20 protein-coding genes are annotated in these 19,855 nt (G+C 72.6%); 6 read left to right on the top strand and 14 right to left on the bottom strand.

From position 1 onward, the window contains the following. Positions 1–23 precede the first annotated feature (23 nt). Positions 24–821 (bottom strand): IclR family transcriptional regulator, encoded by a 798-nt coding sequence (locus HOQ23_RS12765; RefSeq protein WP_172214991.1) that lies wholly within the window; start codon positions 819–821, stop codon positions 24–26. Between the two features lie 89 nt (positions 822–910). On the opposite strand from HOQ23_RS12765, the gene HOQ23_RS12760 reads away from it, so the two are divergent. Next, on the top strand, positions 911–1,744 hold the full coding sequence (locus HOQ23_RS12760) for an FCD domain-containing protein (protein WP_172214990.1): 834 nt from the start codon (positions 911–913) through the stop codon (positions 1,742–1,744). A gap of 44 nt (positions 1,745–1,788) precedes the next feature. Here the strand turns inward: HOQ23_RS12760 and HOQ23_RS12755 are convergent, their stop codons facing one another. The 7 genes from HOQ23_RS12755 to HOQ23_RS12725 form a co-directional block, all read right to left on the bottom strand. Next, positions 1,789–2,802, bottom strand: coding sequence for a nitrilase-related carbon-nitrogen hydrolase (locus HOQ23_RS12755; RefSeq protein WP_172214989.1), 1,014 nt, complete (start codon positions 2,800–2,802; stop codon positions 1,789–1,791). 86 nt (positions 2,803–2,888) lie between these two features. Beyond that, positions 2,889–3,341, bottom strand: coding sequence for a DUF3598 family protein (locus HOQ23_RS12750; RefSeq protein WP_172214988.1), 453 nt, complete (start codon positions 3,339–3,341; stop codon positions 2,889–2,891). Next, positions 3,338–4,372, bottom strand: coding sequence for an ABC transporter ATP-binding protein (locus HOQ23_RS12745; protein ID WP_172214987.1), 1,035 nt, complete (start codon positions 4,370–4,372; stop codon positions 3,338–3,340). Before HOQ23_RS12745 ends, HOQ23_RS12750 begins: the two co-directional genes overlap by 4 nt. Further along, the gene (locus tag HOQ23_RS12740) at positions 4,369–5,331 is read right to left on the bottom strand and encodes an ABC transporter ATP-binding protein (protein WP_172214986.1); all 963 of its coding nucleotides are present in this window, start codon (positions 5,329–5,331) and stop codon (positions 4,369–4,371) included. The genes HOQ23_RS12745 and HOQ23_RS12740 overlap by 4 nt, the downstream gene beginning before the upstream one ends. Positions 5,332–5,372: 41 nt before the next feature. Next, positions 5,373–6,947: an ABC transporter substrate-binding protein gene (locus tag HOQ23_RS12735; RefSeq protein ID WP_172214985.1), complete on the bottom strand. Its 1,575-nt coding sequence runs from the start codon at positions 6,945–6,947 to the stop codon at positions 5,373–5,375. 146 nt (positions 6,948–7,093) lie between these two features. Beyond that, on the bottom strand, positions 7,094–7,975 hold the full coding sequence (locus tag HOQ23_RS20940) for an ABC transporter permease (protein WP_172214984.1): 882 nt from the start codon (positions 7,973–7,975) through the stop codon (positions 7,094–7,096). After that, positions 7,972–8,940 (bottom strand): ABC transporter permease, encoded by a 969-nt coding sequence (locus HOQ23_RS12725; RefSeq protein WP_172214983.1) that lies wholly within the window; start codon positions 8,938–8,940, stop codon positions 7,972–7,974. Before HOQ23_RS12725 ends, HOQ23_RS20940 begins: the two co-directional genes overlap by 4 nt. A 209-nt stretch (positions 8,941–9,149) precedes the next feature. Between HOQ23_RS12725 and HOQ23_RS12720 the strand changes: the two genes are divergently transcribed. Together HOQ23_RS12720 and HOQ23_RS12715 are read left to right on the top strand one after the other, a co-directional pair. Then, a complete protein-coding gene (locus HOQ23_RS12720; RefSeq protein WP_172214982.1) occupies positions 9,150–10,082 on the top strand; it encodes a hypothetical protein in 933 nt (310 codons plus the stop codon). Positions 10,083–10,146: 64 nt separating this feature from the next. Continuing rightward, on the top strand, positions 10,147–10,395 hold the full coding sequence (locus HOQ23_RS12715; protein WP_172214981.1) for a hypothetical protein: 249 nt from the start codon (positions 10,147–10,149) through the stop codon (positions 10,393–10,395). A 64-nt stretch (positions 10,396–10,459) separates the two neighbouring features. On the opposite strand, the gene HOQ23_RS12710 is transcribed toward HOQ23_RS12715, so the two are convergent. From HOQ23_RS12710 to HOQ23_RS12685, 6 genes are all read right to left on the bottom strand, one after another. After that, positions 10,460–11,506 (bottom strand): ABC transporter ATP-binding protein, encoded by a 1,047-nt coding sequence (locus HOQ23_RS12710; RefSeq protein WP_172214980.1) that lies wholly within the window; start codon positions 11,504–11,506, stop codon positions 10,460–10,462. After that, complete coding sequence (locus HOQ23_RS12705; RefSeq protein WP_172214979.1) at positions 11,503–12,561, bottom strand: ABC transporter ATP-binding protein; 1,059 nt, start codon at positions 12,559–12,561, stop codon at positions 11,503–11,505. The genes HOQ23_RS12710 and HOQ23_RS12705 overlap by 4 nt, the downstream gene beginning before the upstream one ends. Next, entirely contained in the window at positions 12,558–13,607 is a 1,050-nt protein-coding gene (locus tag HOQ23_RS12700) for an ABC transporter permease (protein WP_172214978.1), read from the bottom strand. Before HOQ23_RS12700 ends, HOQ23_RS12705 begins: the two co-directional genes overlap by 4 nt. 5 nt (positions 13,608–13,612) lie before the next feature. Continuing rightward, the gene (locus HOQ23_RS12695) at positions 13,613–14,569 is read right to left on the bottom strand and encodes an ABC transporter permease (protein ID WP_253945497.1); all 957 of its coding nucleotides are present in this window, start codon (positions 14,567–14,569) and stop codon (positions 13,613–13,615) included. Between the two features lie 268 nt (positions 14,570–14,837). After that, the gene (locus HOQ23_RS12690) at positions 14,838–15,776 is read right to left on the bottom strand and encodes a VOC family protein (protein ID WP_172214976.1); all 939 of its coding nucleotides are present in this window, start codon (positions 15,774–15,776) and stop codon (positions 14,838–14,840) included. A gap of 185 nt (positions 15,777–15,961) precedes the next feature. Continuing rightward, the gene (locus tag HOQ23_RS12685) at positions 15,962–16,777 is read right to left on the bottom strand and encodes an IclR family transcriptional regulator (protein WP_172214975.1); all 816 of its coding nucleotides are present in this window, start codon (positions 16,775–16,777) and stop codon (positions 15,962–15,964) included. Positions 16,778–17,080: 303 nt separating this feature from the next. Here HOQ23_RS12685 and HOQ23_RS12680 point away from each other — a divergent pair, with 303 nt between their 5' ends. The 3 genes from HOQ23_RS12680 to HOQ23_RS12670 all read left to right on the top strand — a co-directional run bounded on the left by HOQ23_RS12680 (position 17,081) and on the right by HOQ23_RS12670 (position 19,851). Continuing rightward, the gene (locus HOQ23_RS12680; RefSeq protein ID WP_172214974.1) at positions 17,081–18,607 is read left to right on the top strand and encodes a class I adenylate-forming enzyme family protein; all 1,527 of its coding nucleotides are present in this window, start codon (positions 17,081–17,083) and stop codon (positions 18,605–18,607) included. Positions 18,608–18,659: 52 nt separating this feature from the next. Further along, the gene (locus HOQ23_RS12675) at positions 18,660–19,391 is read left to right on the top strand and encodes a hypothetical protein (protein ID WP_172214973.1); all 732 of its coding nucleotides are present in this window, start codon (positions 18,660–18,662) and stop codon (positions 19,389–19,391) included. A gap of 265 nt (positions 19,392–19,656) precedes the next feature. Next, a complete protein-coding gene (locus HOQ23_RS12670) occupies positions 19,657–19,851 on the top strand; it encodes a DUF3224 domain-containing protein (protein WP_253945496.1) in 195 nt (64 codons plus the stop codon). Positions 19,852–19,855: the final 4 nt, after the last annotated feature.

Below are 19,855 nucleotides of genomic sequence, written 5' to 3'. Positions count from 1 at the left end.
CCGAACGGCTCGGCACGCGGCGATCAGGCCTCCGCGACCCAGCCCAGCCCGGTCGAGAGCGACCGGGTGGCCCCGAGCAGCAGCTCGCGGCAGTGGTCGAGGTCGTCGGCGAACCGGGAGGCCGGGCCGCACACGCTGATGACCGCGGCCGGCGTGCCGTCGTGGCGCAGCACCGGCGCGGCCACGGAGGCGGCGCCGTCCAGGCGCTCCCCCGCCGAGCGCGCCCACCCCTGGGCACGCACCCGGACCAGGTCCTCGCGCAGGCCCTCGTCGTCGACGATCGTGGCCGCGCGGACCGAGGCGAGCGGGCCGCCGGCGAGGTAGCGCTCGCGCTGCGCCTCGGACAGGAAGGCGAGGAAGGCACGCGAGGACGCCCCGGCGTGCAGCGGGTACGGCTCGCCCAGCGACACCGACATGATCACCTCGCGCTCGGGCGTCACCTGGTCGACGTAGATCCGCTGCCGCTCCCCCAGCAGGACCGACAGCGTGGCGGTCTCGCCGGTGCGCTCGGAGAGGTCCTCCAGCACCGGCCGGGCCAGGCGCCGCACGTCGATGCGGTCCAGGTAGCTCAGCCCCAGGCGCAGCGCGCCCACCCCGAGGGAGTAGCGGCGGGTCCGCTCGTCGAGCTCGACCAGGCCGCGGTGCCGCAGCGAGCTCAGCACCCGGTGGACCGCGGACTTGGAGAGCCCCATGGCCTCGGCGACCTCGGTGACCCCGTGGTCGGCGCGCGGGTCGCGGGTGAAGTGGAGGAGGACGTCGGCCGCGCGCTCGACGGTCGCGATCGTGGCCCCGGACCCCGAGGACCGGGCGGATGCGGACATGGACGAACCTCCACTTGTTCCATTAATTGAAACATTGTTCCTATATGGTGCGGTCACTTGCTCCCACGCCTACCGAAGGGGACCGACCCGTGGCGGACCGCTCGCACGCCCCGTCCTCGACCGGCGCCGCCCGGCCGACCCGCCGTCTCCCGGCTCCGCGCGGAGTGGAGGCCCGGAGCCAGTCCTACCCGCCCGTCCCGCCCGAGCCGGCCGAGCTGGCGAGCATGCACGGGCGGATCGTCGAGCGCCTCGGCAGCCAGATCGCCGCCGGGGAGGTGGTCGGCGTGATCGACCCCGACCGGATCGCGACCGAGCTCGGGGTGTCGCGCTCGCTGGTGCGCGAGTGCCTGCGCACGCTGGCCGCGAAGGGCATGGTGCAGGCCCGCCAGCGCACCGGTACGACGGTGACCGACCCGAGCAGCTGGGCGCTCCTGGACGAGCAGGTGATCCGCTGGCGCGCGTCCGGGTCGCGCCGGTTCGTGCAGCTGCGCGAGTCCCTCCAGCTGCGCGAGCGCCTCGAGCCGCTGGCCGCCGGGCTGACCGCGGCGCACGGCGACCCGGCGGTGCTGGAGTCGCTCGCCGACGCGGTGCAGCGCATCGACCGCGCGACCCGCGCCGCGGACCCGCGCCTGATGATCGAGGCCGACACCGCCTTCCACCGGCTGCTCTACCTCGGCTCGGGCAACGACATGCTCGCGCGCCTCGCCGGCACCGTGCACGCCTGCCTGCGGGTGCCGGACTTCCAGCGCTACCGGCACTTCTCCCCCGACACCGCCGCCCGGCACGGCCGGCTGGTCGACCTGGTGCAGGCCGGGGACGTCGCGGGCGCCGAGAAGGTGTGCGGCGAGCTGATGGACCTCACCCTCGCGCTCTTCCTGCACGCCCAGGACCGGGTGGTCGCCCGGAGCGCTCCGACCGGCTGAGCGGCGCCCCGTCGGGGCGCCGCTCGGCGGGCCGTGGGCGGGGCTCAGGTCCACCGGCTCCGGCCCGCGACGTACGCCGCGGTGTCGCCGAGGGTGGGGGGCTGCTCCTCGGCGAACAGGTTCGGCGGGAACCGGCTGACGTAGCCGTCGAAGACGTCGCGGTACAGGTCCCAGTGCACGTCGGGCTGCAGGTGCCGGGCGCGGAACTCCGCGATCGGGATCCGCGCCTGGAGCAGCGTCTCGTGCTTGTCCTCGGCGCGGACGATCGCGCGACCGTCCGGCCCGTAGATCGCCGAGCCGCCGGCGCCGGTGTCCTCGAAGTAGGGCCCCTTGCGCAGCAGGAGCGCGTTGTTCGCGATGGCGACGTAGACCCGGTTGTAGAGCGCGGACGCGGCGACGTCGGTCTCGGTGAAGCTCCCGCTCGCCGTGCGCAGCACCACCTCGGCACCCTTGACGGCCAGCGCCCGGATCAGCTCGGGCTCGAGCTGGGCGGAGGACATCGTGATGTTGCCCAGCGGGGTGCGGGCGATCGGCAGCACCGCGTCGGCGCCGTAGCGCGCGACGTACTCGTCGAGGACGTCGTAGATCGAGGTGGTGAACAGCTCGAAGCCCGGGAACAGGCCGCGGACGTTGCGGGCCTTCCAGTGGCTCGCGAGGAGGTCGCCGTCGGGGCCGACGAGGTTGGTCATGCTCAGCACGTGGCCGGGCCAGTCGGGGTCCTTCACGTAGGCGCCGAAGGCGATGTAGGAGCCGTACTGGCGCGCCTTGGCCGCGATCGCGGCCACCTCGGGCCCGTCCAGGGTGATGCAGCGCTCGAGCGCCTCGGCACGCGTCCAGGTGTCCCACCCGCTGATCGGGAACTCGTGGAAGAGCAGCAGGTCCGGACCGGCGCCGTAGTGGAAGGCGTTGTCGATGAGGTGGAGCATGTGCTGGAGGTTGTCGTCCATCTCCGCGCGGTCCGCGGCGGGGTGGATGCGCGACTGCGCGACGCCGAGGGTCCAGGCGTCCTGGGCCAGCGGGGCGACGGGGTAGCGCCCGGGGTTCGTGTCTGCGTGCATGGCTCGCTCTCGTGCTCGGGTGCGGAGGACGGCGGGCGCAGGGGGATGCGCCCGCCGTCCGGGCGGGAGGCTCGGGTCAGCTCGGGTCAGGCGGTCTTGCGCTCGCGGATGACCGTGCGGCGCACCAGCCGGTCCTCCTCCATCCAGTGCCAGGTGCGGACCTTCTGCTGGCCGTCGCGGCTGAGCTGGATGAGCTCGTAGAGGTAGTTGCCGCTCTTCAGCAGCTCCTTGTAGGTCCAGGTGAGCAGGATGGTGAGCTCGTCGGCCTGGTGCATGTGCCCGGAGATCCGGTCGGTCTCGAAGTGCACGTCGCGGCCCTTGAGGATGCCGGGGAACTCCACGGCCTCGACCCGGCCGTCGGGCCAGGTGTAGGTGTTGATCTGCTTGATGTCGCACGAGCCGTCCTCGGGCACCCACATCCGCAGGTGCGAGGCGTGCCGGTCGATCTCGTTGCCCTCGGGGTCGAGGTGGACGTACTCGCCCTCCCACTCGCCCATGTGCTTGCTGAGGATCGGGAAGTCCTGGTCCCAGGGGTTCATTGCGGTGTCCTTCCGGTGGGGGTGCCCGCGACAGGTACGTCGGCGAGCTCGTCGATGCGCAGGCAGGCCACGGCACGATCGCCGGGCCGGCTGCGGAGGAGGGGGTGCTCGGTCGTGCACGTCTCGGTGGCGAACGGGCAGCGGGTGTGGAAGCGGCAGCCGGACGGCACGTCGATCGCCGAGGGCACCTCGCCCACCAGGCCGTCGCCGTGCAGCTGGCCGATCACGAGCTCGGCCGGCGAGGCGGCCAGCAGCGCGCGGGTGTAGGGGTGCTCCGGTGCGGTGAAGACCTGCTCGGCGGTACCGGTCTCGACGACCTCGCCGAGGTACATCACCGCCACCCGGTCCACGAGGTGGCGGGCGACGTCGAGCTCGTGGGTGATCAGCAGGTAGGTGAGCCCGAGCTCGGCGCGCAGGTCCGCGAGCAGGTTGACCAGCGTCGCCTTGACGCTGACGTCCAGGCTGGCGGTCGGCTCGTCGAGCACCAGCAGCTCGGGCTCCGTCGCGAGCGCGCGGGCCACGGTCACCCGCTGGAGCTCGCCGCCGCTCAGGTCGCGGGGACGCCGGTCGAGGTACTCGGCCGGCAGCCCGACCAGGCCGAGCAGCTCGACCACGCGCCGTTCCACCGCGTCGCGTCCCGTCGCCCGGCCGTGCAGGAGCACCGGCTGGGCCAGGATGTGCCGCACGGTGCGGGCGCGGTTGAGCGCCGACCAGGGGTTCTGGGAGACCAGCTGCACCCGGCGGCGTGCCTCCGGGTCCCGCACCGTCACCGGTACGACGTCGTGCCCGGCGACCCGGACCACGCCGCGCGTCGCCGGGACCAGGCCGACCAGGACCTTCGCGACCGTGGACTTGCCACAGCCGGACTCGCCGATGAGCGCGACCGACTCGCCCCGGGCGATCCGCAGGTCGATCCCGTCGACGGCGTGCACCACCGAGGCCGGCGCACCGCGACGGCGCCGCGGGCCGCGGACCGGGTAGTGCTTGACCAGGCCCTCGACGCTGACGAGGGGCTCGACGGCGGCGCTCATGCGGCACTCCCGGGGTGGTGGCAGCGGACCGTGGCCGCGTCGATCGGCCGGGGCGCCGGGTCGACCGCGCGGCACTGGGCGTCGGCGCGCGGGCAGCGCGGGGCGAAGGGGCACCCCGGCAGCCGCTGGGCGCCGCTGACCGTGCCCGGGATCGGGCGCAGCCGCTCCCCCGGCGCGTGCTTGCTCGGCATCGCCGCGAGCAGCGCCTGGGTGTAGGGGTGCTGGGGGTCCTCGAAGAGCGCGCGCGTGGGCGCGACCTCGACCAGCCGGCCGCCGTACATCACGCCGACGCGGTCGCAGACCTGGGCGACCACGTTGAGGTCGTGGGTCACCAGCACGACGGTGTTGCCCAGCCGCTCGCGCAGGTCGATCAGGAGCCGGAGCACCTGGGCCTGCACGGTGGCGTCGAGGGTCGTGGTCGGCTCGTCGGCGAGCACCAGCCGGGGCTCGCGGGCGAGCACCGCGATCGCGATCAGCATCCGCTGCAGCTGGCCGCCGGAGAACTGGAAGGGGTAGTCCCCCAGCCGCTCGCGCAGCCCGCCGAGCCCGACGCTGGTCAGCAGCTCGTGCAGCCGGGCGTCGTCGACCTGCCCGCCGGTGAGGCGGCGCAGCTGGGCGCGGACCGGGGTGACCGGCGACAGGGAGGTCATGGGGCGCTGCGGCACCAGTCCCATCTCGGTGCCGCGCAGGCCGCGCAGCCGGGACTCGGACATGCCCAGCAGGTCGTCTCCTTCCAGCTCGAGGCGACCGGCGGAGAGCTCGGTGCCCCGCGGCAGCAGGCGCATCAGCGCGCTGAGCAGGGTGCTCTTGCCCGAGCCGGACTCCCCCACCAGCCCGAAGACCTCGCCGCGGCTGACCTCGAAGGAGACGTCGCGGACGGCCGGGAGCGTGCCCCGCCCGGTCCGGTAGGTCACGTCGAGGCCCTCGACGCGCAGCACCGGCGTGGCGCCGGTGTCCACGGACCGCGGCTCCCCGCGGTCCCTCACCTCGGTCCTCACCGTCAGGCCAGGCGCCGCAGCGCGGCGGCGTCGATGCGGCCCACGGCGAGCTGCCCGGCGTCCAGGCCGGTGACGTCGCGGCGCTGGGCCACGATCATCCGGGGGTAGACCGGCGGCACGGCGACCGCGTCCTCGGCCAGGATCCGGTCGACCTTGCGGGTCAGCTCCGCGCGCTCGGACTCGTCGGTGGTCGCCCACGCCTGGCTCATCAGCGCGTCGGCCTCCTTGCTGGAGTAGCCGAAGTTCATCGTGTTGCTCGAGGCGTAGGAGGTGAACAGCGGGAAGGCGCTCGCCCCGGCGCTGACGCCGGTGACGTAGGTGGTCATCGAGAGCTGGTAGTCACCCTCCATCCAGCGGGTGATCCAGGTGCCCGCGTCGGTGGTCTCCAGGCGGCAGGTGATGCCGGCCTTCGCCCAGCCCTGGGCCAGGACCTCGGCCATCTTGACGGTGGCCTCCGAGGAGCTGCTGATGGTCAGCGTGAACTCCACGCCGTCCGCGACTCCGGCCTCGGCGAGCAGCTCCTTGGCGCGCTCCACGTCCGGGGTCGCGGAGTAGAGCTCGAGGTCGGGGTCGTGCGCCTCGAGGGCCGGGCCGGCCGGGCCCTGCGCGGGCACCGCGGTGCCGGCGTACACCAGCTCGGCCACGCCCTCGCGGTCCATGGCGTGCGCGAGCGCCTGGCGCACGCGTACGTCGTCGAACGGCGCCTTGGTCGCGTTGAAGAAGGTGAGGATCGAGATCGGGGCGTCGACGACCTCGACGGTCAGCGAGTCGTCCTTCTCGAGGGTCGCGACGTTGCTGGCCGGCACGTCGGTCATCACGTGGATCTTGCCCTCGCGCAGGTTCACCAGGCGGGTGCCGGCGTCCGGGATCGCGCGGAACTCCAGGGTGTCGGGGCCGCCCGGGGTGCCGTGGTAGCCGTCGTTGCGGCGCAGCAGCACCGTCTGGCCCTGGGTGACCTTGTCGATCGCGTAGGGGCCGGTGCCGATGGTGGTGTCGTTCTTCTTCAGCGAGTCGCGGTGGATGATCGGCAGGTTGCTCAGGTGCGAGCGCAGCACGCCGTACGGCATCGCCAGGGAGATCACGACGGTGCGCGGGCCCTTGGCCTTGGCGCCCGAGACGAAGTAGGCGAAGTAGCTGGTCCAGTCGGTGTAGGCGCTGGGGTCGGAGACGTGGTTGATCACGGCCGCGACGTCCTCGGCGGTGAGCGGCTCGCCGTTGGAGAAGGTCACGCCCTTCGCCACCTCGATGGTCCAGGTGAGGCCGTCCTCGGAGATCGTCGGCTCGCCGGCGGCGAGCAGCGGGACCGAGCGCATCTCCTCGTCGTAGGTGTAGAGCGTCTCGACGACCGGGTCGGTCACCCAGGCCAGGGAGTTGGTGGTGGCGACCAGGGGGTTGAGGTAGTCCGAGAGCGCGGGGAGGCCGAGCACCAGCGCGCCGCCGGCGACCGGCTTGCCGCCGGTCCCGGAGCCGCCCGTGCTGGAGTCGTCGCCGCACGCGGACAGCGCCACCCCTGCGGTGATGACGCCCAGGGTGCCGAGCAGGGTGCGGCGCGACATGGCGAAGGAATCGGTCTTCATGCGAGCTCCTGAAACAGAGGTGGGGTGTCGGTGAGGACGGGCGTCCGCGACGGGGTCGGGACCGCGACGGGCGCGGGGCCGGGGTGTGCCTGGGTCTGGGGCGGCCCGGGTCTGGGCCGTGGGTCGAGCCGGGAGCGGCGGTGCGGTCAGCGGCCGCCGAGGTGGCGGTCGACCTCGTCGCCGAGGAGGTTGATGCCGATCGTGACGAGCAGGATCGCCAGGCCGGGGACCACCGAGAGCCACCAGCCGCCGATCATCAGGGCGCTGGTCGCGTCCGAGAGCAGGTTGCCGAGGCTGGCCTGCGGCGGCTGCACCCCGAGGCCGAGGAAGGACAGCGCGCTCTCGGCGAACACGGCCACGCCCACCCACAAGAAGCCCTGCACCAGCACCGGGGGCAGCACGTTGGGCAGCAGCTCGCCGAGCATGATCCGCCCACGCGGGACGCCGACGACCCGCAGGGCGGCGACGTACTCCTCCTGGACCTCGACGAGGGTCGCCGCCCGGGTGACCCGGGCGAAGAACGGCAGGAACGAGAGCGCGAGCAGGATGATCACCTTGACCCCCGCGGAGAGGGTCACCGGTCCGACCTCGGTGGGGCCGGTGCCGATCATGCCGACCACGAAGAGCGCCAGCACGAAGACCGGCAGCGCCTGGAGCGCCTCCATGACCCGCATCAGCACGTCGTCGACCCAGGTGCCGCCCAGGTAGCCGGCCAGGAGGCCGAGCGGCACGGCCACGACCAGGCCGGCCAGCACGCTGCCCAGGGCGACCATCAGGGAGAGCCGGGCCCCGACCGCGGTGCGGGCGAACAGGTCGCGCCCGAGGTCGTCGGTGCCGAACCAGTGCGCGGCGCTGGGCGCCTCGAGCGGACCGCCGGTCCGCTCGTCGGGCGGCAGCGAGAACAGCGGCCCGAGCAGGGCCAGCGCGCAGAACGCCAGCACCAGGACCAGCCCGATCCAGCCGAGGGCCGAGAGGCGGGGCAGCCTCGGGCGGCGCCTGGCACGGACCGTGGGAGCGAGGGCACTCACCGGGAACCACCTCCGACGAACTGGGCACGGATGCGCGGGTTGATCGCGAAGTACAGGAGGTCGACCACCAGCGTGGTGACCAGGAACGTGCCCGCCGTCCAGACCGTGGCCGCGATCGCCACCGGGTAGTCGTGGGCCAGGAAGGAGGTCACGACGAGCTGCCCGACCCCCGGCACGTTGAAGACGTTCTCGACCAGGACCGCGCCCCCGATGAACGTCCCGAGCATCATGCCGAGCACGGTGAGGGTCGGGATGACGGCGTTGCGCAGCGCGAGCCGGGACAGGATGGTCCGCTCCGGCAGGCCGAGGGCCCGCCCGAACGCGACGTGGTCGGCGTCGAGGGCCTCGATCATCGAGGTCCGCAGGGTCCGGGCGATCACCGCCGAGGCGCCGATGCCGAGGGTGAAGGCGGGCAGCACCAGCGAGCGCAGGTTCTCCACCGGGTCCTCCGTGAACGGCACCCAGCCCGAGCTGGGCAGCACGCCCGGCACGTAGAGGCCGAAGATCAGGACGAGGACCAGGCCGAGCCAGAAGCTCGGGATCGAGAGGGCCACGACGCTGCCGACCCGGACCACCCCGTCGAGGAGTCGCCCGCGGCGGGCCGCGGCGAGCGCGCCGGCGAGCATGCCGACCGCCGTCCAGACGACGAAGGAGACCAGCCCGAGCTCGAGGGTGACCAGCATCCGGTCCCCGAGCAGCTCGGTGACCGGGGTCCCGGTCGTCAGCGAGCTGCCCAGGTCGAGGGTGAGGACGCTGCCGACGAAGGTGAGGTACTGCATCCACAGCGGCCGGTCCAGGCCGAGCTGTGCGAGCACGGCGTCGCGCTTCTCCGGCGTGGGGTTGCTGCCGAGGTACGCCGTCTCGGGGCCGCCGGGGGTGGCGTGCAGCATCAGGAAGACCATGGTCAGGACGAGCAGCAGCACGACGGCCACTCCGCCCAGGCGCCGCACCAGGTAGGACAGCATTCAGCGCGCCTCCGTCCGTGATCGATCCCGCGTTCCGCTGTTCGTAACGTGGTTTCGCTCACGCTAGGGCCGCGTCGCGGCAGCAGGAATAAAGTCCTACTTAAGGCGCCGTCGACCAGCGCCGACCGTCCCTCGACCCGCGCTTGACACCCCCTCCTCCCGGCCGCCAGACTCGCGAAACACTGTTTCAACTAGTGGAACGAGGGACCATGATCAGCGAGATCCGGGTGGCCACGGTCGGCGTCTCCGACCTCGAGCGCTCGCAGCGCTTCTACGCCGAGTGCTTCGACTACGTCGTCCTCGGCGCGGGGCGCCTGTCCGGCGACGCCCTCGGTCAGCTGTGGGGCCTGCCCGAGGGCATGAGTGCCGACACCGTGCTGCTCGGGCCCGAGGGGGCCACCAGCGGCCTGCTGCGCCTGGCCCAGTTCGACCGGCCCGGGGAGCTCTACTGGGGCGACTACTCCGCGATGCAGGACTACGGCCACTACGCGCTCAACGTCCGGGTCCCCGAGATCCAGGCCGCCGTGCAGGCGGTGCGCACGCACGGCGGCAGCGCGCGGTCCGGCCCGACCCACTGGACCGTCACCCCCGACCTGTCGGCCTGGGACTCGCTGTCCTACGACCCCGACCGGGTCCTCCTCGACGTCTTCGAGCTCGAGCCGGCCCCCGGGTCGCTGCTGGCCGACTACGACGGGCGGCCCTCGGCGCTGCAGACCGTGGCGATCCACAGCAGCGACGCGCGACGCTCCGCGCAGTTCTACGCCGCGCTCGGCATGCGGCCGCTCTACGACAAGGTCCTGCGCGAGATGGAGTCGTTCTTCGGCCTCCCCGCCGGGACCGGCCTGCACAACATCAACATGATGAACCCGCAGGCGCCCGACCTCGGACGCCTGGAGATCGCCCAGTACGTCGGGTTCCCGGGCCGCTCCCAGCGCGGCCGCGCGGTCCCGCCGGCCCTCGGCATCCTCAGCGCCGCCCTCGAGACCGACGACCTGGGCGCCGCGGAGCTGCTGCTCGGGGCGATCGGGGCCGAGGCGGCCGGCGAGCGCGTCGAGCTCGAGCTGCCGGGCCTGGGCCGGGTGGCGGCCCGCGCCTACTTCGGCCCGGACGACGAGCGGCTCGAGATCTACGAGCGCCGGTGAGCCGCCCGCGGGTCCGCGTGGCCTCGCCCTGGTCACCGGAGCCGGCTCCGGCATCGGCCGGGCGGTGCTCGACGGCGCCCGCGGCCACGTCTTCGCGCTGAGCTCCGGCGCCGGCGTGACTGCCTTCCCGGCCGGCTCGGCGTACGCCGCGTCCGAGCACCTCCTGCGCGGGCTGGTCGAGAGCGAGATGAGCGCGGGCCGCGACGTCGCGACGATCCCGCCCGGCACGGTCGTGCACACGATCGAGGCGTGCCTCGCCCTCGGCGGAGCGGCCACTTGGGACCGCGTGGACCTCGCGCAGCTGCCGGGCTGAGCGGTCCCGCCCCGCCGCACACGCGGCGGGGCGGGACCGGCCCGGGAGCCTCAGGCCGGGAGCCTCAGGCGGTCGTGAGCGGGAGCGCCGTCGCGCCGGCGGGCAGCGGCGCCGAGGGCACCGCGTGACAGGCCGCCTGCTGGCCGTGGGCCTTCTGCTCCAGGCGCGGGTACTCCACCTCGCAGATGTCCATCGCGAGCGGGCAGCGCGGGCGGTAGTGGCAGCCCGCGGGCCGATCGATCGCGCTCGGGACCTCCCCGAGCGGCACCGGCTCGGTCTTGCGCTGCCGCGGGTCCGGCTTCGGGGCGGCGGCGAAGAGCGCCCGCGTGTAGGGGTGCTGCGGCTCGGACTCCAGCTGCTGGCGGGTGCCGACCTCGACGATGCGCCCGAGGTACATCACCGCGACGTGGTCGGCGATGTAGGAGACGACCGCGAGGTCGTGGCTGATGAACATCAGCGTCAGCCCGAGCTCCTCCTTCAGGTCCTTGAGCAGGTTCATCACCTGGGCGCGGACGCTGACGTCGAGGCTCGCGGTCGGCTCGTCGGCGACCAGGAACTCCGGTCCGGTGGCCAGCGCGCGGGCGATGCCGACGCGCTGGAGCTGGCCGCCGGAGACCTCGTGGGGGTAGCGGTGCAGGAAGTCCGGGTTCAGGCCGACCAGCTCGAGCAGCTCCACCGACCGCGCCCGCCGCGACGCGGCGTCGCCGACCCCGTGCACCCGCAGCGGCTCGGAGATGATGTCGACGAGCCGGTTGCGCCGGTTCACCGACGAGTAGGGGTTCTGGAACACCATCTGCATGTGCTGGCGCTGGCGGCGCAGGTCCTCGCGGGACAGCGACGTGACGTCCTTGCCGCGGAAGGACACCGAGCCCGAGGTGGGCTCCTCCAGGCGCAGGATGCTGCGCCCCATGGTGCTCTTGCCGGACCCGCTCTCCCCGATCACGGCGAGGGTCTCGCGCGGCATGATGTCCACGGTCACGCCGTCCAGCGCGTGCACGATCTGCTGCTTGCCCCGCGCCTTGGCCAGGAGGCCGCCGCCGACCGGGAAGTGGGTCTTCAGGTCGCGGACCGAGACCAGCGCGGTCGCGGCGTCGGGGGCTGGGGTGCTCATCGGCTCGTCTCCTGGACCGTGGGGGTGGGCAGGTCGGTCACGACCCGGTGGCAGGCGGCACGGGCTCCCTGGTCGCCGACGGGATAGAGGTCCGGCGCCTGGGTGTCGCAGATGGAGCCCAGCTTGGCGTCGCACCGGTCGGCGAAGCGGCAGCCGCGGATCTGGGCGTCCAGCCCGGGGACGGCGCCGCGCATCGCGTAGAGCCGCTCCCCGTCGTGCGGGAAGCCGGGGATCGCGCGGAGCAGCTGGGCGGTGTAGGGGTGCTGCGGGCGCTCGAAGAGGTCGAAGACGTCCGCGACCTCGACGATGCGTCCGGCGTACATCACCACGACCTTGTCGCACATCTCCGCGACCACGGAGAGGTCGTGGGTGACCAGCACCATCGCCAGCCCGCGCTCGGCGCGCAGGGTGCGGAGCAGGTCGAGGACCTGGGCCTCGATGGTCACGTCGAGGCTGGTCGTGGGCTCGTCGGCCAGCAGCACCTTGAGGTCCTTGCTGGCGCACGCGACCGCGATCATGATCCGCTGGAGCTGGCCCTGGCTGAACTGGAACGGGTAGGAGTCCAGCTTGCCGTTGCCGTCGATCCCGACGCCGCGCAGCAGCCGGATGATCTCCGCGTCGTACTCCTTGCGGCGCAGGTCGGGGCGGTGCAGGGCGAGCACCCGGCGGAACTGGCTGCCGATCGTCCAGGCCGGGTTGAAGGAGTTGATGGGGTCCTGGAAGATCATCGACATCTCGCCGCCGCGGACCCGCCGCGCCTCGTCCGCGGAGAGGCCGCGCAGGTCGCGCCCGTCGAGCACGATCTCGTCCGCGACGACCTCGGCCGGCGGCCGGAGCATGCCGAGGATCGACTTCAGGGCGGTGCTCTTGCCCGAGCCGCTCTCCCCCACGAGCCCGACGATCTCGCCGGGCCGCACCGACAGGGAGAACTCCTGCACGGCCGGGACCGGGGTCCCGCGGAACTGGTAGCTGGTCTGCAGCCCGGTGACCCGCAGGACCTCCGGGACCGCGGGTGCGGCGTCGGCCGTGGCGCCGTCCGTCGTCGTGGTGCTCATCGCTGCTCTCCCTCCACACGCTCGGGGGTGGCGGCCGCAACGGCGCCACGTCGGGCCCGCCGCGAACCGCCGGACCTCTTCTTCATCGCGGTCTTGGCCCGCGGGTCGAGCTCGTCGCGCAGCTGGTCGCCGAGCAGGTTGAAGACCAGCACGAAGAGCGCGATCGCGATCGACGGGAACACCACCAGCCACCAGGCGCCGAGGGTGACGTACTGGCGGGCGTCGGCGAGCAGGGTGCCCCAGCTGGCGCCGGGCGGCTGCACGCCGAGGCCGAGGAACGACACCGCCGCCTCGACGGTGATCGCCATGGCGAGGCCGAACGCCGCCTGGACGACCAGCGGGGCCGCGATGTTGGGCAGCAGGTTGCGCAGCAGGATGTCGCGGCTGCGGCCGCCGAAGGAGCGCACCGCCATGACGTAGTCCTCGCGCATCTCCGCCAGGACGCTGGCGCGGGCGATGCGGGCGAAGACGGGGACCAGGACGATGCCGATCGCGACGGCCACCAGCACCTCGGGCCCGATCGGGATCGGCCCGAGGGAGAGGTCGCGCTGGCCGATGATGCCGGTGATCACCGGCACCAGCACCAGCAGCGGGAACGCCAAGATGACGTCCATCAGCCGCATGATCACCGAGTCGCGCCACTTGCCCGAGCGCATGCCGGCGAGCATGCCCAGCGCGGTCCCGACGACCAGCGCGAAGACGACGGCGACGAAGCCGACCAGGATCGAGACCCTCGAGCCGTGCAGGAACCGGGAGAAGACGTCGCGGCCGACCGAGTCGGTGCCCATCCAGTACGTCGAGCTGGGCGCCGCCATCGGGTCGTCGCCGAGCGCCGCGGGGTCGTGGGGCGAGAAGAACGGGCCGACCAGGGCCAGCAGCAGGAAGAAGACGACGCCGATCAGGCTGATCAGGCTGAGCTTGTTCGAGGCCAGCCGGCGCAGCAGGCCGACCTCGTCGGCCCGGTGGACCGAGGCGGGTGCCGGCGTCGTCGCCGCACCCGGGTCCCTCGGCTCGACGGCGGGCGGTGTGGGGATGCTGGTGCTCACCGCGCTCACTCCTTCCCGCTCGCGTAGCCGACCCGGATGCGCGGGTTGATGACCCCGTAGAGCAGGTCGACCACGATGTTGATGAAGACGAAGACCGCGGCGATGAACATCATCACGCCGATGGTCACGGGGTAGTCGCGGATCGTGAAGGACTCCACGAGCAGGCGCCCCAGGCCCGGGATGCCGAAGACCGTCTCGACCACCACGGAGCCACCGAGCAGGAACCCGGTCTGCACGCCGAGGACCGTGACGACGGGCAGCAGCGCGTTGCGCAGGGTGTCCTTCCAGATGATCACCCGCTCGCGCACGCCCATCGCCCGGGCCGCGGACACGTAGTCCTGGCCGAGGACCTCGAGCATGCTGGAGCGGGTGAGCCGGGCGACCAGGCCGATCTGCGGCGCCGCCAGGGCGATCGCCGGGAGCAGCGTGGTCTTGAGGCTGAGCAGCAGGTCGTCACCCAGGGCGACGTAGCCCTGGTAGGGCATGATCCCGGGGAACCACCAGCCGAAGGCCAGCACCAGGAACAGCGCGACCACGAAGTTGGGCACCGAGATGCCGGCCAGCGAGCCGACCCGGATGATCTGGTCGGTGAGCCGGTTCGCGCGCAGCGCGGAGAGCACGCCGAGCGGGACGCCGATCAGGACGATGAGCAGGAGCGCCATCACGGCGAGCTGGAGCGTCGCGGGCAGCCGGTCGGCGATCGCCTCGGTCACCGGCGCCTTGTCGGAGTACGACGTACCGAGGTCGCCGCGGACCATGTCGGTCATCCAGGCCCAGTACTGGGTCCAGATCGGGTCGTCGAGACGCATCTCGGCGCGGGCCTTGGCCAGCGCCTCCGCCGGCGCCTCCATCCCGACCGAGAGCAGCGCCGGGTCGCCCGGCGAGAGCCGCAGCAGCGCGAAGGACACCATCGAGATCAAGATCAGCACGGGCACCGCCGAGGCGAGCCGCGAGAGCGTCATCCTCAGCACGCCGCGTCCTCCCGCCCGACGGGGCGCGGATCGCGCCCGGCCCCCGACGGGGTCGAGCACCGGGGTGCCGGGACCCCCGCTCGACCCACTGGGTCCACGTGGCCCACTCGCCTCTGCGTCCGCCTCACGGCTCCACTCCTCTCGCCGCCCGGTGCGCCCTTGCGGGCGGCTCCGGTGGCACTCCTCGACACTTCGTTCACACCGCGGACCGGGCCCGTGGGCACCGACCACGCCTCTTGGGCAGGTCTCGGCACCACGGTCAGCGCGCTCGCTCCAGGACCAGGTGCGGCACCCCGTGCGGCGGGGTCAGGACGCAGGCCCGGGGGCCCACGAACGCGACGGGGTCCAGCGCCTGCACGGGGCCGGCGGCGTCACCGGCCGCGGCCACCACGGGGTCGAGGTCGGCGACGAGCACGACCGCGCCGAGCAGCCCGCGTCGCGGCGCGACGCTCTGCCCGCGCAGCGATCCCCCGACGTCGGCGGGCAGGCCGTAGTCGATGAGCCCGAGGTAGGGCTCGCGGGTGCTGGTCCCGACGTTGCGCGAGCGCAGCTGCAGCGGCTCCTCGATGCCGACCAGGGCCGAGAAGCTCGGGTCGTCGATGGCGTACTCGAACACCACGTCCCAGCCGAGGACCTCGCGGTAGAAGTCGACCACGGGCTGGGCGTCGCTGACCGGCGCCGAGATGCTCTGCACCTCGCTGGTACGGCGGTCCCCCACCTGGGCGAAGTCGGCGAAGAAGTCCGCCGGGCCGCCGAGGAACGCGGTCACGACGTTGTCCGGGGCCCACAGGTGCGCCTCGCGGAAGGTGCCGGCGGCCAGCTCGTACTCCGCCTCGGCCTCCACCACCTCGTGGCCGAGGGCCCGGGCATGCGCGATCGCGGCCTCGTAGTCGGGGGCGTAGAAGTCGATGACCTTCAACGCGTCGCGGTCCACCCGCGTCGCGTAGCTGCGCACGGTCTGGGCCGAGGTGGGGGTGAAGGCGACGACCACCACCCCGGACTCGACACCCGGGGTCTGGAGCACGACGAGCTCGGCGCCGCTCAGCGGGGCGCCGAACAGGGCGCTCGCGGCGGCGCCGTCGAGGCGGGTCGCGCCGGCGAGCGCCATGCCGAACACCTCACCGAAGAGGCGTACGTGCGCCTGCGGCGTCGCGGTCGAGATGAGTCCGCCGTACAGCACGGGTCGGTGCGAGCCCATCGGTTCCCTCGTTCCTGTGCAGCGCCGCAGACGCGGACATCCGGCTGGTGGCGCGGACCGCTGCGACCGAGGCCGGCGACGCCGCGCTAGACAGGAGTTTCACCTAGAGGAACGGTGTTCCACAAGGGGTAACGGGAACGTTCGTGTTAATTCTGCCCCCGAGGGGCGTTCGACCCGGTCGCTGATCAGTCCCCGGTCCAGCCGAACTGGCGCGACATCATCCGCGAGGCGTGCAGCAGCGCGTCGCGGCAGCCCTCGAACTCGCTCGCCAGGCGTTCCGCCGGGCCGCACACGCTGATCACGGCGATCGGGTAGCCGTCATGGCTGCGCACCGGGGCCGCGACCGACGCGGCACCGCTCTTGCGCTCGCCCGAGGATCGGGCCCAGCCCTGGGCGCGGATCTCGGCCAGCGTCCTGCGCAGCGTGTCGGCGTCGATGATCGTGCTGGCGGTCAGCGCGTCGAGCGGGACGTCGTTGAGGTAGGTCTCGCCCTGCTCCTCGGGCAGGTAGGCCAGGAACGTACGTCCCGAGGCGCCCGCGTGCAGCGGGTACGGCTCGCCGAGGGAGACCGACATGATCACCTCGCGGTCCGGGGTCACCTGGTCGACGTAGATCCGCTCGCGCCCGCCGAGAAGCACCGAGAGGGTGGCGGTCTCGTTGGTGCGGGCGGAGAGCTGCTCGAGGGTCGGGCGGCCCATCCGGCGCACGTCGATGCGATCGAGGTAGGCCAGCCCGAGCCGCAGCGCGCCCACGCCGAGGGAGTAGCGGCGGGTGCGCTCGTCGAGGTCGACCAGGCCGCGGCCGCGCAGCGAGGCCAGGACCCGGTGGATCGCCGCCTTCGACATGCCGAGCTGCTCGCTGAGCTCGGTGATCCCGAAGTCCGGGCCGCGGGTGTTCGCGAGGTGCAGGAGGATGTCGGCGGCGCGCTCGACCGTGGCGATGGTGGCGCTGCCGCTGCCTTGACTCTCGGTGCCAGTGACCGACTTGGCCGTGGGGGGCATACCTGAACTCCTCGCAGATGTCTGGACATCGTGTCGTCGTCATGGCGGGTCGGCGGCGCCCGCCCGGCCCGGGCGGGCCTCGCAGCGGACAACGGCCCGCCGGATCCACCTGTTCCACACAGGGCAATCTCGTTTCTCCCATGTTCTCCCCCCGGTCGCAAGCAAAACCGTGCTCCCTGGCCGGACACGGCCCGCGGGACTGGACAGGCCGACCAGAATCACCCCGAACGTCGCGCAACGCTGGACGGGGACGCCCCAGATGTGGAACGCTGTTTCGCATCCTGAAAACCGGAAGGGCTTCCCATGTCACTCGCTCCGGGCGGTGCGCCGCTCAACATCGCCAACGGCGTCCGTGAGTTCGTCCGCGCGACGCCCGACCGCCTCGCCGTCATCGACGGTGACCGGACCCTGACCTACGCCCAGCTCGGCGAGCGGGCCGCCCGCGTCGCCAACGTGCTCCTCGGCCTCGGCCTCGAGGACGGCGCCCACGTGGCCGTCGGGCTCGGCAACCGCCTTGAGCACCCCGAGATCGCCTGCGGCATCGCGATGGCGGGGATGACGATGGTCCCGGTCAACCCGCGCTACACCGCCGCGGAGGCCGCGTTCATCCTCGAGCACTCCGAGGCGCGCGCCGTGATCGCCGCCGAGGAGCTCATCGACGTCGTCGGCCCGGCCGTCCGCTCCGGGGGGCTGCCGCTGATCGTGGTCGGGGACAGCGAGGAGTTCGCGACGTACGACGCGGAGCTCGCCGCCGCCTCCCCCGTCGACCCGCGCCGCCCGGTCGCGGAGACCGACCCCTTCTGCATCGCCTACACCTCGGGCACCACCGGTCAGCCCAAGGGCGTGATGATCAGCCACCGCTCGCGGTCGCTGACCTTCTACCAGGCCGCCGCCGAGTGGGGCCTGGGCAACGGCCGCACCTCGCTCGCGGTCGCGCCGATGTACCACGGCGCCGGGTTCGCCTTCGGCTACGCGCCGGTCTTCACCGGCGGCACCGTCGTGATGCTGAACAAGTGGTCCCCCACCACGATGCTCGAGCTGGTCGCCCGGCACGCCGTGCAGTCGGTGTTCCTGGTGCCCGCGCACGCCCAGATGCTGCGCGGCCTCGGTGACGAGGCGATCGCCGCCGCCGACCTGTCCAGCCTGGACACCTTGTACTTCAACGCCTCCGCCCTGCCCTGGGAGCTCAAGCAGTGGGTCATGGGCGCCTTCCCCGGTGTCGACGTCCACGAGCTCTACGGCTCGACCGAGAGCGGCATCATCACCAACCTGCGCCCCGACGAGGCGACCAGCCGGCCCGGGTCGGTCGGCCAGCCGTGGTTCATGACCGAGGTGCGCGTCATCGACGACGCCGGCGTCGAGGTCGGCCCCGGCGGCAGCGGCGAGCTGTTCAGCCGCTCGCCGTACCTGATGAACGGCTACTTCAAGAACCCCGAGGCCACCGCCCGCTGCACCACCGAGGACGGCTTCGTCACCTGCGGCGACCTGGTCTCCCTCGACAAGGACGGCTTCATCCACATCGTCGGGCGCAAGAGCGACATGATCGTCTCCGGCGGGATCAACGTCTATCCCCGCGAGGTCGAGGACGTCCTGGCCGAGCACCCGGCCGTGTCCGAGGCCGCCGTCCTCGGCGTGGCCTCGGAGAAGTGGGGCGAGGAGGTCGCGGCGGTGCTCGTCCTGGCCCCCGGCGCCACCCTCGACACCGACGACCTGGAGTCCTTCTGCCGCGCGCGTCTCGCCGGCTTCAAGATCCCCCGTCGCTGGTCGACCACCGACGTCCTGCCCCGCAACGCCGCGGGCAAGGTCGTCAAGCGCGACATCCGCCTCTGAGCCTGCCGCTCCGCGGCGCTCCCCATCCCGTCTTGCCCTCGAACGGAGACCCATGGACCTCGCTGCGACGATCGAACCCGCAGTCGGTTTCGACCTGCACAGCTTCGCGATCCTCCTGCACATCCTGCTGGTGACCTACTGGCTGGGCAGCGACCTCGGAGTGTTCTACTCCAGCAAGTTCGTGGTCGACCCGAGCATCACCCCGGCCGCCCGCGCCACGGCCATGAAGATCATGCACATGGTCGACCTGGCCCCGCGGATCTGCCTGATCCTGATGCTCCCCAGCGGCGTGACCCTGATGGCGGCCGGCGACATCGGCCGCGACATCTTCTACGGCTGGCCGCTGGTGCTCGCCTGGGTCGGCTCGCTGGCCTGGCTGGCGATCATGCTCATCGCCTTCTTCAAGTCCCCCGCGAAGCACGCCGACCTGGCCTACCGCGCCGACTGGGTGGTCCGGATCGCGATCACCGTCGGCCTGCTGGCCGCCGCGTTCTACGCGCTGATCGTCGACTCGCCGTTCGGCGTCGACACCAACCCGAAGTGGCTGGCCGGCAAGATCATCGCCTACGCCCTCTGCATCTTCTGCGGCATCATGATCCGGGTCTCGCTGCGGCCCTTCGGGCCCGCCTTCGGCGCCCTGATGACCACCGGCTCCACCCCCGAGGTCGAGGCCGGCATCGGCGGCGCGATGAAGCGTGCCGTGCCGTGGGTCTACTCCATCTGGGTGCTGGTCCTGATCGCCTCGTTCCTGGGCGTCTTCAAGCCGGGCACGCTCGCCGGCTGAGCTCCGTCGTACGACCACGAGCCCGGTCCACCTCGCGGTGGGCCGGGCCCTTGTCGTCGTACGACGCGGGCGAGAGCCGTCGCTCTCCTTCACCCCACGACGGCGCCGGGTCGCCTCCCGTCGGGCCATGCACGATCCTCGACCTTCACGACCTCCGTCTGGACCCCGATAAGCTCCCCCACCGCGGTGGGCGGCATCGCCGTCCCGGAGAGGTCGTCGCCAGCGGGAGTCGTCGCCCACATGGTCAAGACCCTTCGCGAGCTCCCTGAGCGGACGGCGCGGCACGTTCAACGTGGTGCATGCGGCGTCGACGCACGGCACCGACCGCTTCGACGAGCACCTTGTGATCGTCCCGGACAGCGGCACCGGCGACCTCGCGAGCATCGCCGGGACGGGCCGCGTCGTGGTCGAGGAGGACGGGACCCACCGGCTCCTGCTCGACTACACCCTCGACGGCTGAGCCG

The organism is Nocardioides sp. zg-DK7169 (assembly GCF_013155365.1).
GTDB lineage: Bacteria > Actinomycetota > Actinomycetes > Propionibacteriales > Nocardioidaceae > Nocardioides.
The sequence above is the reverse complement of the archived record's forward strand: the minus strand, read 5'-3'. Positions and strand labels throughout refer to the sequence as shown.

Bases quoted from the DNA above. Each gene is read 5' to 3' on its own strand.
- HOQ23_RS12765 (WP_172214991.1), bottom strand. From the start codon at position 821: ATGTCCGCATCCGCCCGGTCCTCGGGGTCCGGGGCCACGATCGCGACC.
- HOQ23_RS12755 (WP_172214989.1), bottom strand. From the start codon at position 2,802: ATGCACGCAGACACGAACCCCGGGCGCTACCCCGTCGCCCCGCTGGCC.
- HOQ23_RS12750 (WP_172214988.1), bottom strand. From the start codon at position 3,341: ATGAACCCCTGGGACCAGGACTTCCCGATCCTCAGCAAGCACATGGGC.
- HOQ23_RS12745 (WP_172214987.1), bottom strand. From the start codon at position 4,372: ATGAGCGCCGCCGTCGAGCCCCTCGTCAGCGTCGAGGGCCTGGTCAAG.
- HOQ23_RS12735 (WP_172214985.1), bottom strand. From the start codon at position 6,947: ATGAAGACCGATTCCTTCGCCATGTCGCGCCGCACCCTGCTCGGCACC.
- HOQ23_RS12725 (WP_172214983.1), bottom strand. From the start codon at position 8,940: ATGCTGTCCTACCTGGTGCGGCGCCTGGGCGGAGTGGCCGTCGTGCTG.
- HOQ23_RS12720 (WP_172214982.1), top strand. From the start codon at position 9,150: ATGATCAGCGAGATCCGGGTGGCCACGGTCGGCGTCTCCGACCTCGAG.
- HOQ23_RS12710 (WP_172214980.1), bottom strand. From the start codon at position 11,506: ATGAGCACCCCAGCCCCCGACGCCGCGACCGCGCTGGTCTCGGTCCGC.
- HOQ23_RS12705 (WP_172214979.1), bottom strand. From the start codon at position 12,561: ATGAGCACCACGACGACGGACGGCGCCACGGCCGACGCCGCACCCGCG.
- HOQ23_RS12695 (WP_253945497.1), bottom strand. From the start codon at position 14,569: ATGACGCTCTCGCGGCTCGCCTCGGCGGTGCCCGTGCTGATCTTGATC.
- HOQ23_RS12690 (WP_172214976.1), bottom strand. From the start codon at position 15,776: ATGGGCTCGCACCGACCCGTGCTGTACGGCGGACTCATCTCGACCGCG.
- HOQ23_RS12685 (WP_172214975.1), bottom strand. From the start codon at position 16,777: ATGCCCCCCACGGCCAAGTCGGTCACTGGCACCGAGAGTCAAGGCAGC.
- HOQ23_RS12680 (WP_172214974.1), top strand. From the start codon at position 17,081: ATGTCACTCGCTCCGGGCGGTGCGCCGCTCAACATCGCCAACGGCGTC.
- HOQ23_RS12675 (WP_172214973.1), top strand. From the start codon at position 18,660: ATGGACCTCGCTGCGACGATCGAACCCGCAGTCGGTTTCGACCTGCAC.